The following is a 13292-nucleotide window of genomic DNA, read 5'->3' as shown; positions in this document are numbered from 1 at the left end:
TTGGCTCGTCACATCTACAGCTGCCCGCTGCGCTGGTCGGACATGGACGCCTTCGGGCACGTCAACAACGTGGTCTTCCTCCGCTATCTGGAGGAGGCGCGCATCGACTTCATGTTCCGGCTGGCGCCGGGTGACGGCTCGCCGTCGTTCGCGGGCGGCTCCGTCGTGGCCCGGCACGAGATCGACTACGTCCGGCCGCTGGTCCACCGGCACTCGCCGGTGACCGTCGAGTCCTGGGTCACGAAGATCGGCGCCGCGTCGCTGACGATCGCCTACGAGATCAAGGATCCCGAGCAGGTGTACGTACGGGCGTCGACGATCGTCGTGCCGTACGACCTGGCCGAGGAACGCCCTCGGCGGATCTCCGCCGAGGAGAAGCTCTTCCTCCAGAAGTACCTGGCCGAGGAGCCCGCGGCGGCATGACCGTGCCCGTGCAGTCGCTGTTGTTCGCCGACGCGAGGGAGGCCGCGGATCTCGCGGGCTTCCTCGGTCGGCTGCTCCACTACGACCGGGCCGCCGCCGTACGCCTTCAGGCGGGCGGCGGGGCGCTCGCCGTGTTCGGCCGGCCGCCGTCGTTCGACGTCCTGGCGATCCGGGCGGTACGGCTCGCGGACACGCATGACTTCGATGTCACGGTGTCGGCCGGTGAACTCCTCGAATCGCTGGACGTAGAAGGTCCGGAAGCCGGTGCCGGGGCGTTGCCCTCGCCGGTGACCGGGCCGCCGTGGACGGGCGTGCTGCCCCCGCGCGGCGGCTGGCAGGAGCGCGGGGGCCTGCCGGATCCCGTCTCCCTGCGCGCGGCGCTGACCGCCGCCGTGGCGGAGTTCCGGGCGCGCGACGAGAGCCTGCCCGAGGACCGGCGCACGCGGGCGGAGCGGGACCTCATCGGGCGCGACATCTGGTCGCGGACCGTCGGTGGCACGGAGCTGCCGTTGCGGGCCGTGCACGCGGCGCAGGCGCTGGGCTTCCTCCGGTCCGCACCGGACTTTCCCGTCGCCCTGCTCGCCTCGGGGGCGTGGCTGCGGCTGCGCACCCCGTTCGGCGCGATCGCCTTGCGGCGGGCCGGTGCCGGGGGCGGGCTGGGGATGCTCGATGTCTCGGTGGGCGGGTAGGAGCTCCCTGACCCGGCCGACGTGCTGAGTGCCCGGCCCGGCCCGCACACGCGCGAACCGGTCACGTCACCAGCGCATGTGGACGTCCTCGGCCCAGCCGAGCAGCCCTTCCACCACGATCTCCTCGCCGTCGTCGGTGCGGATGCTGCCGTCGTAATGGCCGAAGCACTGGTCGGTGCGGTTGGCGATCACACCGGCCTCCGTGTGCGCCGACCGGTTGTGGAACGGGGTGAACGTCAGGTCGACCTGGCCGGACGAGGGCGTACGGATGGTCCAGGGGGCGAGGGGATCGGCCGTCGACCACTGCCAGTCCAGCTCCTCGCCGATCTTGGTGAGCCGGCCGTCCACGCAGAGCCCGTTCTCGGTGGAGCCGGTGCCCGCCGTCCAGCGTCCGCCGAACTGGAGGCCCACCGTGTGCCCGCCGGTGCGTCCGGAGGCGGCGCCCCAGTTCCAGTCGACCGTGCGCGGCCAGCGGCCGCGGCCGTGGTCCAGGACGGCCCAGGTGTCGTCCCCGTCGAACTCCAGGAACTCCGTGCCGATCCTGACCCGGCCGGACGCCGGGAGCGCGGTGTGCTTGGACGTGTACTGGAAGCGCCGATCGCTCCACGGCACCACGACGGACAGCGATTCGTGCCCCGGCGGCCGGGCGACCAGCAGGTCCACCTCCAGCGGCAACCGGTCCGCGGTCAGACAACGGGCCCTCAGCCGGGTGCCGGCGTCCTCGTCTCGGATCTCGATGCGGACCTTGCCGCCGGACGGCCGCGCCGGTCCGACCACCACGTCCTCGGAGCCGGGGGCACCGGCCACGGTGTCGGGGAGCCCGACGCCGAAGCCGCCGGGGATGATCGCGGTGCGCTCCGACTCCAGGCCGCCCGGGGCGTATTCGAGCAGGTAGACCGTGTTCAGGGCGAGGAAGTCGAGGTCACTGACGGTCAGCGCCACCAGATGGGTGGGCGTCGTCACGCACCAGTACTCCCAGCGCTTCGTCCGGCCCCAGCCGCGCAGGTTGGCGCGGTGCAGTGGCACCCGGGACCAGCCGACCGCCGCCGGATCCAGGCTGCCGTCGGGCAGGCAGAGATCGACGGGCTCGGTGATCTCGTGCTCGTGTGTCGCCATGCGCGGATCCTATAGCGGGCTTCGGGAGGCACGCGGTCAGGCCCGCTCACTCCGGCTTCGGGGCGTCGGGCCACACCCCGATGTGGTCCTGTTCCAGCTCCAGCAGCACGCGGTGCTCCATGCCCAGCGACTCCGTGTAGTCCGCGGGCAGTTGCAGCCTGCCCGCGCGGTCGAGCATCGCGTACTCGCGTGCCACCTGGGACTCCTGGCCCGTCGCCGCGTCGACCTCGGTGCGGCGCAGCACCTCGAACGACGTACGGCCGTCGCGGATGGCGACCGTGCGGCGGACCTCGTTCGCGACCGCCTGGTCGTGCGTGACGATCACGATCGTCGTGCCGAGCTCCTCGTTGGCGCGGCGGAAGGCGGCGAAGACCTGTTCGCCGGTGGCCGAGTCCAGCTCGCCGGTCGGCTCGTCCGCGAGCAGGACCGAGGGGGAGTTGGCCAGTGAGACCGCGATGGCCACCCGCTGCTGCTGGCCGCCCGACATCTGCTGCGGGCGCCGGTCGCGGCACTCCGCCACGTCCAGCATCGCGAGCAACGACTCGGCGCGTGCGGCCCGTTCGCGGTTGCGCCCGCCGCCGCGCAGTTGCATCGGCAGCGTGATGTTCTGGATCGCGGTGAGATAGGGCAGGAGGTTGCGGGCGGTCTGCTGCCAGACGAACCCGACGACGTCCCGGCGGTAGCGGAGCCGTTCCTTCTGCCCCATGGACAGCAGATCGCAGCCCGCCACCTTCGCCGCCCCCGCCGTGGGCACGTCGAGGCCCGCCAGGATGTTCATCAGCGTCGACTTGCCGCTGCCGGACGCGCCGACCAGTGCCAACAACTCGCCCTCGGTGACCAGTAGATCGAGCCCCTGGAGGGCCTGCACCTCCACTCCGTCCGTGGTGAAGATGCGCACCAGCCGGTCGCAGGAGATCAGCGCGTCGTGCCCGTACGAGGGCCGGTCGCGGCGTGCTGCGGCCCGCTGTTCGAGCTCCGCCAGGGTGGAATCGGTCGGCTGCGTCGTCATCGGGAGTCTCCTGCCCTGAGTTCGGTGATCGATCCGCGGCGGCCGGTCCACCAGGCCTGTACGCCGGCCACCGCGGCGGTCAGGACGATCACGCCCAGCGCCGGGAGGACCATCGACCACGGGTCCGCCCGCAGCGGCGCGCTGTACAGCAGACCGGAGCCGGGGCCGGTCGAGAGCGCGAGGTGTACCAGATCCACGCCCGGTGCCAGCAGCGCGATGGTCGCCCGGCCGACGAGCAGCCCGCCCGCGGCGGCGAGCAGCGCCTGGGGCATGGCCTCGAAGCCGAGGAGGCGTCCGCCCTGCCGGGTACCGATGCCCATGGTGCGCAGCCGCGCCAGCAGGGTGGTGCGTTCCGGAGCGGTCCGGAGCAGGGAGAGGAGGACGGCCAGCAGGGCGTAGCCCGCGCCGGCCGCGATCGCCGCCGTGTAGATCCGCTCTGCACCCACCTGCATCGGGGTGTCCACGTAGGCGGCGCGTACCTCGGAGCGCAGTTGGACGGTGAGGTCCTTGCTCGCGCGGTGGGCCGCCGTGCGCAGTTCCTTCGCGTCCAGCCGGTCGCCGGTGAGCAGCAGCGCGGTGGTCTGGCGGTGGGTGAGGGCGGCGGCGTCGACGACCATGAAGGAGGTGTCGGTGACGGCGGGCGTGTGCGCCACCGTGCCCGCCACCCGGATCCTGAAGTCCCCGGCCATCGACTGGAGGTCGCGCGGCCGGTCCCCGAGCCGCTGGGCGACGGACGGCGAGGCGAGGACCGGCACCACCCGGTCCGGCGACGGCAGCGTGCCCTTCGGCGTCGCCGGACCGGTGTACTCCAGCCGGTCGGCGGGGAAGGCCCCGATGCCGGTGGAACGCGCCAGCCGGGCGTAGGTGACCGGGTCGACGCCGATCAGGGTGGCGCCTCGCGCGTCCTCGAAACCGTCCTCGGGCGGCGGCAGCGAGACGCCGTACTCGATCTGGACGCGCGCCGCCTCCTGTACGCCGTCCGCCCCGGACACCGTACGGACCAGGCCGTCCGAGAGCGGTGCGGAGTCGGCCCCGCCGCTGATCCGGGCGTCCGCACCGGTCGCGAGCACCGCCGCGGTGTCCCGCGCGTCCGCGACCCCGGCGAGCACCGAGCCGCCGAACGCCGCCGTCGTCAGCGCGACCAGCAGCGCGAGCAGGGGCAGTGTGCCGGCGGCCGAGGAGCGTCCGGCGCGGGCCAGCGCCAGGAATCCGACCGCGCCGCGCAGCCGCGCCACGGAGCGCAGCGCGAGCCGCAGCGGCAGCGGGTAGAGCCGGACGAGGACCAGCGCCGCGATCAGCCCGACCAGCACGGGGGCCGCACTGACCAGGAGGTCGGTGCCCCCGGCGCCGCCCGTACCGCGCCTGCGCAGGGCGACGACCGCGCCGACGGCCAGCACCAGCGCGGTGAGTTCGGCGACGGTGCGCCGCCGGGACGGCCGGACGCTCACCAGGTCCTCGCGGCCGCCGTGCAGCCGCGGTCTGCGGTGCGGCAGCACGGTACGGACCGGGAGCGCGGCACAGACCAGCGCGCCGACGGCCGCGGCGCCGACGGCGGAGGGCCACAGCCGGGTCCCGTCGATCACCAGGACCGCGAGCAGCAGGCCCAGCGCCGCGGCGGGCACGGCGGTCACCGCGGTCTCTGCGAGCAGTCTGCCCCCGAGGGAGCGCAGGGACCCGCCGCGGGCCCGGAGCAGGGCGAGTTCGGTGTGGCGCCGGCCGGCGATCAGCCCGCCCGTCATCAGCAGGACGATGGCGGCGACGGCCCCGATGCCGACGGCGGCGACGGTGACGACCGGGCGGATCGCCTGCCGCATCCCGTCGTACGCGCTCACGATCTCGTCCAGGTCGGTCGTCACCGTCGCGGTCTTGCCGACGGCCGTGCGCACCTTCAGCAGTCCGGGGCCGCCCTCCAGGGAGGCCACGGACGAGCGGAGCAGGGGCACGGCCGGCGTGGTCAGCCGCGAGACGTCCGGCATGATCCGCCAGTACGCCTCGGGCTGGCCGGTGGTGGCGAGCAGCACCGGTGCGGCGTCCGGGGGCAGCAGCAGAGCGGCAGTCCAGTAGTAATGCGGCTCGGGCTTCGTCGGTTTGGCGACCAGGGAGGGGGTGCGCAGCAGCGGCTCGGCCGACCAGTAGGCGGCCTCGGGGCGCAGCGGGGCGACGATGCCGGTGATCCGTACCGTGAACTGCCCGCCCCTGACGGCAGGGACGGAGACGGTCGCACCGGTCTTGATCCGCAGCGCCTTCGCGGTCTCCTCGGTGACCGCGGCCTCCACCTCCTCGGTGGCGGCGGTGACCTCGCCCCGGGCGGCCGGCCACCTGCCCTCACGCAGGGTGGAGTGATCCGGCAGCGCCGACTGCGTCGTGTACGTCAGCTCCGGGTCGATGCCGTAGGGGCGGGGGAACCAGGACTCACCGGCAGGGATCGGGTTCGTGGTCCGGAGTCCGTACGCGGACTGGCCGGTGTCCGCCCGCAGCGGATCGGGCAGCCCGGCCAGCAGCCTCCGGTGCACGGAGGCCACCGACGGCTCCCGCACCGCTTTCTCGCGCGCTGCCTGCGGCACCTCCAGACCCGGCGCCGGGCTGCTGACCTCCAGCATGCTGCGCCGGGGGGCGGCGGCGGCGAGATCGTGGCGCAGACCCTCGTCCTCGTAACGGTCGACGGCCCGCGGGAAGGCGGCGGCCAGGAACGCCGTCAGCAGCACCAGCAGTCCGAGCGCGCAGGCCGCGCCCGGGGCGGTGCGCAGCCGGGTCCGTACCCAGGGCGCGCAGGCGGCCGTTCCGCGGGAGAACATCGGACGCGGGCTCATGTCAGTTGTCCCCCTGGTGGCGCAGCGAGATCGCGGGGTCGGTGCGGCGCAGGGCGAGGACCGCGACGATCACCAGCGGCAGTGCGGCGAAGCAGGCGAGGAGCATCGCGACCTGTCCGGCGGGCAGTTCCACCAGCACGGCCGGTACGGGCCGGGCGGCCTGTCCGGTCAGCACGACGAGCGGCACCACCGCCCGGGTCAGTACGGCCCCGAGGACCGCCCCCACCAGCAGCCCGATGGCGATCAGCACCCCCTGCTCGGCGGCGATCATGCGGGCCAGCCGGCGGCGCGGCGCCCCCAGCGCCCGCAGTACGGCGAATTCCGCGGACCGTTCACGCCGCGAGCCGACGGCCGCCACGGCGAAGCCGACCCCGGCCAGCGCCGCCGCCACGACCGCCACCGCGAGCAGCGCGGACTGCGGACCCGCACCCAGCGGATCGCTCACCAGTTCGTCGGCGACCTCGTCCCGTACCTGTACCTGCGCGGGATCGGTGTCGGGCCGGGCCCGGAGCGCGGCCGCGACCTCCGCGGTCCGGCCGGGAGCGGTGCTCAGCCACCACTCGGTCGCGGTGAGCACGGCGTTCGGGCGTTGCGCGAAGATCCCGCCGACGGCCCTGAGGTCGAGGAGCAGGGCGCCGCCGTCCCGGGCCGCCCGTGTCTGCCCGGAGGACAGGGAGGCGGTGGAGCCCGGCCCGGTCGTCGGGAGGGCGTGGACGGACCGCACGATCTTCACCCGGACCGTCTCACCGGCCAGCGTCACGTCCACGCTCTGGCCGGTGCGCGCACCGGACGCCTTCAGATAGGCGTCCGTGGCCACGCCGTTCAGGCCGGCCGACGTGGCGCGCGCCGCGGTGACCCGCACATTGAGAGCCGGTACCGCCTTCGCCGCGTCCTCCTCCGTGACGAAGCCGGTCCGGTAGTCGAGGGTCAGCGGCTGCGTGGCCGAGCCGGCCGGGTGCAGCGGGTCGCCCGGCTGGACCTGCCCGAACTCGTCGGTGGTCAGGGCCGCTTGCCAGCGGAATCCGCCGGGCACCGGGACCGGCCGTTCGGCGCCGCCGGCGGTCACGGTCCGCAGTTTGCTCACGGTGAGGCGGTGCGACTCGTCCCGCCCGACCGGCTGGCTGCTGTCCAGCTCGAACCCGGTCACCGACAGCTCACCGGCCGCGGCGACCTTCAGCGAGAGCGGATGCGCCTTCCCGTCCACCGGTACGGAACCGGCGACCACCCGGTACGGAATGCCGTAACGGTCCTCCAGCAACACGGTGACCAGCGGGCTCATACCGGAACGCGAGGGCCTCCCGGCCTTCGGCCCGGACGATATGCGCAGATCGAGGCGGAGTTCGGTGCTGTCGCGCGGCAGCAGCAGTCCCGCCCGTGCGGAGTGGGGCGGTGCGAGGGAGTCGAACAGCCGGCCCCGCGCCCCGTCGGCGAGGTCCCCGCGCATCAGCATCCGCTCGTCGGCGTGCGCGGTGTCCAGGGCCAGCACCTCGGCGGTTCGGCCGCCGGAGAGCTCCAGCGTCGTACGGAACGCGGGCGCCGCCTCCCGTACCCCCGGCAGCCGCGCGTACGTGCCCGACCGGGCCGGATCCGCGTTGACACCGCCCAGCATCCGGACCGGGGCGCCGGACCTGAAGTCCGCCTGGTCCTTCTGCGAACGGTCCCACGACGCGCTCTGGCCGATGGCCAGCATGCCCATCGCGACCGACAGCACCAGCAGCAGCACCGGACCCGCGCCGCGCAGCGGCCGGCGGCTGAACTGCCAGCCGGCCAGCGCCGTGGCCAGCCCCCGGCCGCCGGCCGCCCGGCGCTCCGCGAGCCTGGCCGCGGGCGGCAGCAGCCGCAGCGTCAGTACGGTGCCCGCGAGCAGGGCCAGGGCGGGTGCGACGACGAGCAGCGGATCGATGCCGAGGCCGCCCGCGCGGTCGTCGCTGAGCGCACCGCTGCCCGCGCCCCCGGTCTGCCGGTCGAGCTGCCAGTACGCCACCCCGGCGACCGCCAGCAGCCCGATGTCCGCCCCCGCGCGCACCGGCGCGGGCAGCGTGGCGGCGCGGGTGGAGCGGCGTCCGCCGGCGCTCGCGGCGAGCGCGGGCGCGACCACGGCGAGTGCGCAGGCCAGTGCGGTGACGGCGGCCACCAGCCACACCGTGCCGGTGGCGGTCCCGCCGAGCCGCAGCCCGATCCGGGACAGCTCGCTGCGGTCCGCCAGGAGCCGGGTCAGCGGTCCGGCGAGCAGCGGGGCGAGGACAGCGGCGGGCAGCGCGAGCAGCAGCGCCTCGATCGCGGCGAACGAGGTGATCCGGCCGCGCGATCCGCCGCGCGCACGCAGCAGTTCGGTCTCCCCGCCGCGCTCACTGCTCAGCAGCCGGGCCACCAGGAGCAGGGTGTACCCGGCCAGCAGCACCAGCTGGACGGCCACGATCATCATCGTCGAGCGGGAGACGAGCAGCCCCCGGTCGATCTGGTCGAGAACGGTGGGCAGCTGGGTCTGCGCGTTGGCCCCGTTCTTGAACTCGGGGGCGGCGAGCAGCTGCTTCGGGCCCTCGGTCGCCGCGTGGCGCAGCGCGGCCATCCGGTCCGTGGTGAGGCCGCGGAAGTCGGCCGACGCCAGATAGGAGAGCTCACCGGAACTGGTCCGGCCGGAGCCGAGCACCGCGGGGTCGGTGAGCAGCGGCCCGTACGTCGTGAAGACGACGCGGCGGACGCCGCGCCCGCCGGCCGCGTCCAGCTGCCAGTACGGATCGGCCTGGTCCGCCGCCTCGTAGAGACCGGTGATCCGGATCTTCAGGGGCTTGCCGCCGAGCCGGTCGGTGAGCGTCAGCCGGGCGCCGGGCTTCAGCGCGAGGGCCTCCGCGGCGGTGCCCGGCAGCGCGACCTGGACCGGGTCGCCGCTCTTCCCCGCCCCGGCGGCGGGCATCCGGCCCGCGGTGAGCCGGACGCGGCTGAGGTCGAGCGAGGCGAAGTGGGTGAGGTCGGGGTCGCCGCGGCGGGCGGCCGGGGTCTGCAGACCGCGCGGCAGCGCGTACGGGCCAGAGGCCTCCAGCTTCCGTACGGTCACCGGGAGTCCGTCGAACGTGGTGTGGGCGGCCTTGCGCGCGGAGGCGTCGGCCGCGTCCCGCTGTTCGGGCGCGACCTGTGCCGAGATGAGGAGGGACGCGGCGGCCGCGGACCGGTGGGTGAGGGTGTGGCGCAGCGCGGCGTCGCCGATGGAGCCGGAGAAGGCGGTGAGCGCGGCCAGGACGGACGTGGTGAGCAGCACGGCCAGTACGGCCGCCGCGAGGAGGAGCCGATGCGCCCTCACCCGCAGAAAGACGAACCCCGTCACCCCTGCCCCCACCCTCATCTCATGTACACGCCCCCCGGCGATGTATGGATGCTTTCAGAGTGCACCGGTCGCGGTATACCGGCCTTGGCCACACCTTGATGGGATCGTGACCGTTATCCGACGGCGGAGTACCGGATTCCGCACAGGTGGGGGCCGGGGAACTCAGCCCTCGGTGTTCACCATCGAGGCGGCAGCGTAAGTGAGGTAGTCCCACAGCTGCCGCTCGTGCTCGGGGGCCAGCCCGAGTTCGTCGAGCGCCACCCGCATGTGGCTCAGCCAGGCGTCGTGCGCGGCCCGGTCCACCTGGAACGGGGCGTGCCGCATCCGCAGCCGGGGGTGTCCGCGCTGGTCGCTGTAGGTGCGCGGGCCGCCCCAGTACTGGATCAGGAACAGCGTGAACCGCTCCTCGGCCGGGCCCAGATCCTCTTCCGGGTACATCGGCCGCAGCAGCGGGTCCCCGGCCACGCCCTCGTAGAAGCGGTGGACCAGGCGCCGGAAGGTCTCCTTGCCGCCGACCAGCTCGTAGAAGGTCAGCTCCTGCACCGTGTCGCGCGGGTTCTCAGTCACCCCTCCATCGTCGCAGACGCCACGGCGGGCGACCGGGGGCCGGGTGGGCCGGTCACGTCGGCCCGCACCGGAATCCGCGGGAAGCGGGCCCTCGGCAGGACACGCCGATTTACAGTTCGTGATGCGAACTAGTATGGTTCGTGTCACGAATGAATTATGTCGTGCCGTGGGGAGTGGGGAATCATGAATCGTACGGTTGCGGTCATTGGCGGGGGTTATGGTGGCGCCGCGGTCGCGAAAGCACTCGACGAGGAGACCGATGTCGTCCTCATTGATCCCAAGGACGCGTTCGTCCATGCGGCGGGGGCGCTCCGGGCGCTGGTCGAGCCCGACTGGGCGGGCCATATCTTCTTCCCCTACGACACCCTGCTCCGGCGCGGCGCCGTCCGCCGCGAGCGGGCCGTCGCGGTGGATCCGGGCGGTGTCACGCTGGCCTCGGGGGAGCGGATCGCGGCCGACTACCTGGTCCTCGCCACCGGCTCCGACTATCCGTTCCCGGCCAAGATGGACACCGACCTCTCGGCGCGGGCGCTGGAGCGGATCCGTGCGGCCCATGCGGAACTCGCGGCCGCCGAGCGGGTGCTGATCGTCGGCGCCGGCCCGGTGGGGCTGGAGCTGTCCGGCGAGATCAAGGCGGTCTGGCCGGACAAGCACGTGATCATCACCGACCCGGCCGACCACCTGGTACCGGGCTTCCTCCCCGAGCTCCGGGAGGATCTGCACCGCCAGCTGGACGGGCTCGGTGTGGAACTGCGCCTGGGCGCCACCCTCACCGAGCAGCCGCCGGCCGAACCGGGGCGGACGAAGTCCTTCACGGTGGCCACCGACGGCGGCGAGCTCTCCGCCGACATCTGGTTCCGCTGCTACGGGGTGCACATCAACGGCGACTACCTCGCCGACGGACGGGTCGCCGCCCGGACACCGCGGGGCCAGGTCCGGGTCACGGAGGCGCTCAACGTCGAGGGGCACGAGCGGGTCTACGCACTCGGCGACATCACCGATCTCGCCGAGGCCAAGATGGCCGCGCACGCGATGAAGCACGCGGAGGTGGTGGCGCGCAACATCCTGGCCCAGGTCCGCGGCGAGCGGCCCACGGCCGCCTACCGGCCTTCCCCCGTGCCCTCGGTCCTGCTCCCGCTCGGCCCCGGCGGCGGGGTGGGCCAGATGTCCACGCCCGACGGGCCGGTCGTTCTGCCGGCGTCGGCGGTCAGCGAGTACAAGGGCGTCGACCTGTTCACCGGCCGGTTCGCCGCGCTCTTCAATATCGCCGACAGCCGCTGAGGGCTGCCCGTGATCCACCGGGCGGGCCTCACCGCGCGGCGGGGGGCGCCTCGTCCGGCTCCATGAAGACCACCGGCACCTTGTTCTCCAGCACCAGCCGGCCGAGCAGCCGCGCGAGCAGCTCGCGGTCGGTCCCGTCGAGGCTGTCCGACAGCCTCGCCACCCGTCGGCAGGTCTCCGCGTAGAACGCGTCGGCCAGCTCGTCGCCCGTCGCGGTCAGCGCGACGCGGACCGCGCGCCCGTCCTCGGGGTCGGCCTCGCGCCGCACCAGGCCCCGCTGGACGCTCCGGTCCACCAGGCCGGTGAGGCTGGACTTCGCCAGCCCCAGCATCGCCCCGAGCTCACGCATCCCGTACGGCTGCACCATCAGCACACAGAGCAGCTGGCCCTGCTGTGCGGTGATTCCGTGCTCGCGACCGGACTCGGCATATACGGCGTTCACCAGAAATGAGGATCGCACCAGTGCGGTGACGAATCCCATCTGTTCACCCTCGGCCTTTCGCATTCGGCCAGAATACGGCAGGCGGTGACCGCACGAACCTGGCGCGAGGGTGCCTATTCGTACTGCGAACTACATGGCTCCAGCAGTCGGCGACCGAGGGGCGGCGGCCCGGAACAGCAGTGCGCGGCCGGTGAGGACCGTCCCTCACCGGCCGCGCACCGTGCGGAGCCGTCAGCCCCGGCGGATCGTGATCGTCGTCCACGCCCCGACGTGCACCTGGTCGCCGTCCTGGAGCGGAACGGGGACATAGGGCTGGATCGGGTCCTCGGCGCCGTTGAGCGTGGTGCCGTTGGTGGAGTTCTGGTCGACCACGGCCCAGCTGCTGTCCGGCTGTTGCACCAGCACCGCGTGCTGGTGCGAGACGCCCGGGTCCTCCGGCGGCACCGACAGGTCGATGTCGGGGGACTCGCCCGTACTGTGCCGGCGGCGGCCGATGGTGATCTGGTTGCCGGTCAGCGGAAGATGCTGCTCCGGGGAGTACGCGGGCAGGTTCAGCCCGGTGGCCTCCGGGCCGCTGCGCTGCATCATCGCCAGGAAGTACTCACGGTCCGGAGCGACGACCGCCGTCCAGCTCGTGGACGCCGAGGCCTGGCCCTGACCCTGGTCCTGCCCCATGCCGGGACCCTGGTTCTGACCGGGGTACGGCTGCTGCTGCATCGGGGACTGCGGGCCCTGGGCCTGCGACGGCGGCGACAGCAGCCAGTCGTCGTTGCCCGGCTGCGGGGCCTGCGGCTGCGGCGGGGCCGGCGGACCGGGCTGCTCGAAGACCGGGGGAGCCGTCTGCTGGAACGCGGGCGCGGCACTCTGCCGCTGGAACGACGGCGGCGGGGGCGAGCCCTGCGACGAACCCTGGTGCTGGGCGTGCTGCTGCCCCTGCGGGAAGCCCTGCGGACCCTGACCCTGGCCCTGCTGGAACGACGGCGGAGGCGGTGGGCCCTGCTGTCCCTGCTGTCCCTGCTGGAACGGCGGCTGTCCCGGACCGGGAGGGCCGGGCTGTCCGGGCCCCGAGGAGAGCGGCTCGGCCGGCCGGTTCACCTGCGAGGGGCGCGAACTCTGGTACTCGAACGGATCGCGGGGCTGCGGCGCGCCGGGCGGCTGCTGTGCCTGGAAGCCCGGCGGCAGATTGAGCCCGGGGATGGGGCCGGGGCCGCCGGGGCCGCCGCCCGGTCCGCCGGGACCGGGCGGACCGCCCGGTCCGCCGTGCTGCGGGGCCAGCGGTGTGTACGAGGTCGCGGTGTTCGTGAGGAAGTTCCAGCGGCACTCCTCGCAGAACGGCGCCATCGCCTCCCGCGGGGTGCGGCACTGCGGGCAGATCTCGGCGTGGGCGGTCGCGTCCGGGCCGGGGCCCTGCGGGTATCCGTAGCCGGGCGCGGGCGGCGGGGGAGGCGGCGGGGGAACGGCACCCGCAGGCCTGCCGGCCCCGGCCATGCGGTGGCCGCAGACCTCGCACCAGTCCTCGGAACCCGACTGGTGTCCGTTCGGGCAGGTCGGCATGTCGGCGCTTCCCCCTCTCCTCGTCCGGCCGCGGGGGCCGTCATTTTGTCTTGCTTCGCCGCCCGGCGGACCTGTCCGG

10 protein-coding genes are annotated in these 13292 nt (G+C 73.9%); 3 read left to right on the top strand and 7 right to left on the bottom strand.

Annotation, left to right across the window (positions count from 1 at the left end):
• Both ACIQM0_RS02855 and ACIQM0_RS02850 read left to right on the top strand, forming a co-directional pair.
• Positions 1-423, top strand: a complete 423-nt coding sequence (locus ACIQM0_RS02855) for a thioesterase family protein (protein WP_207317066.1) — start codon at positions 1-3, stop codon at positions 421-423.
• Positions 420-1112, top strand: a complete 693-nt coding sequence (locus ACIQM0_RS02850) for a hypothetical protein (RefSeq protein ID WP_401282858.1) — start codon at positions 420-422, stop codon at positions 1110-1112. Before ACIQM0_RS02855 ends, ACIQM0_RS02850 begins: the two co-directional genes overlap by 4 nt.
• Positions 1113-1178: 66 nt before the next feature.
• Here ACIQM0_RS02850 and ACIQM0_RS02845 read toward each other — a convergent pair whose 3' ends face one another.
• The 5 genes from ACIQM0_RS02845 to ACIQM0_RS02825 form a co-directional block, all read right to left on the bottom strand.
• Positions 1179-2228, bottom strand: coding sequence for a DUF2804 domain-containing protein (locus ACIQM0_RS02845; protein WP_401282855.1), 1050 nt, complete (start codon positions 2226-2228; stop codon positions 1179-1181).
• Positions 2229-2274: 46 nt separating this feature from the next.
• A complete protein-coding gene (locus ACIQM0_RS02840; protein ID WP_401282852.1) occupies positions 2275-3237 on the bottom strand; it encodes an ABC transporter ATP-binding protein in 963 nt (320 codons plus the stop codon).
• A complete protein-coding gene (locus ACIQM0_RS02835; RefSeq protein ID WP_401282849.1) occupies positions 3234-6047 on the bottom strand; it encodes an ABC transporter permease in 2814 nt (937 codons plus the stop codon). The genes ACIQM0_RS02840 and ACIQM0_RS02835 overlap by 4 nt, the downstream gene beginning before the upstream one ends.
• A gap of 1 nt (position 6048) precedes the next feature.
• Positions 6049-9369 carry an ABC transporter permease gene (locus tag ACIQM0_RS02830; protein WP_401282847.1) on the bottom strand — a complete coding sequence of 1107 codons (3321 nt, stop codon included), beginning with the start codon at positions 9367-9369 and terminating at the stop codon, positions 6049-6051.
• A gap of 162 nt (positions 9370-9531) precedes the next feature.
• Positions 9532-9936, bottom strand: a complete 405-nt coding sequence (locus ACIQM0_RS02825) for a globin (protein ID WP_401282844.1) — start codon at positions 9934-9936, stop codon at positions 9532-9534.
• Between the two features lie 183 nt (positions 9937-10119).
• On the opposite strand from ACIQM0_RS02825, the gene ACIQM0_RS02820 reads away from it, so the two are divergent.
• Entirely contained in the window at positions 10120-11217 is a 1098-nt protein-coding gene (locus tag ACIQM0_RS02820; protein ID WP_401282841.1) for an NAD(P)/FAD-dependent oxidoreductase, read from the top strand.
• A gap of 28 nt (positions 11218-11245) precedes the next feature.
• Here ACIQM0_RS02820 and ACIQM0_RS02815 read toward each other — a convergent pair whose 3' ends face one another.
• Together ACIQM0_RS02815 and ACIQM0_RS02810 are read right to left on the bottom strand one after the other, a co-directional pair.
• Positions 11246-11698, bottom strand: coding sequence for a MarR family winged helix-turn-helix transcriptional regulator (locus ACIQM0_RS02815; RefSeq protein WP_401283388.1), 453 nt, complete (start codon positions 11696-11698; stop codon positions 11246-11248).
• 192 nt (positions 11699-11890) lie between these two features.
• Complete coding sequence (locus ACIQM0_RS02810) at positions 11891-13213, bottom strand: FHA domain-containing protein (protein WP_401282838.1); 1323 nt, start codon at positions 13211-13213, stop codon at positions 11891-11893.
• Positions 13214-13292 lie beyond the last annotated feature (79 nt).

The organism is Streptomyces sp. NPDC091387 (assembly GCF_044756945.1).
Taxonomy (GTDB): Bacteria; Actinomycetota; Actinomycetes; order Streptomycetales; family Streptomycetaceae; genus Streptomyces.
Note: the sequence above shows the minus strand (reverse complement) of the source record. Positions and strands in the feature narration are given on the sequence as shown.

What these genes read in the sequence shown, in the direction of transcription:
- ACIQM0_RS02835 (WP_401282849.1), bottom strand. Translation starts at nt 6,047, where the DNA reads ATGAGCCCGCGTCCGATGTTCTCCCGCGGAACGGCCGCCTGCGCGCCC.
- ACIQM0_RS02840 (WP_401282852.1), bottom strand. Translation starts at nt 3,237, where the DNA reads ATGACGACGCAGCCGACCGATTCCACCCTGGCGGAGCTCGAACAGCGG.
- ACIQM0_RS02815 (WP_401283388.1), bottom strand. Translation starts at nt 11,698, where the DNA reads ATGGGATTCGTCACCGCACTGGTGCGATCCTCATTTCTGGTGAACGCC.
- ACIQM0_RS02820 (WP_401282841.1), top strand. Translation starts at nt 10,120, where the DNA reads ATGAATCGTACGGTTGCGGTCATTGGCGGGGGTTATGGTGGCGCCGCG.
- ACIQM0_RS02845 (WP_401282855.1), bottom strand. Translation starts at nt 2,228, where the DNA reads ATGGCGACACACGAGCACGAGATCACCGAGCCCGTCGATCTCTGCCTG.
- ACIQM0_RS02810 (WP_401282838.1), bottom strand. Translation starts at nt 13,213, where the DNA reads ATGCCGACCTGCCCGAACGGACACCAGTCGGGTTCCGAGGACTGGTGC.
- ACIQM0_RS02850 (WP_401282858.1), top strand. Translation starts at nt 420, where the DNA reads ATGACCGTGCCCGTGCAGTCGCTGTTGTTCGCCGACGCGAGGGAGGCC.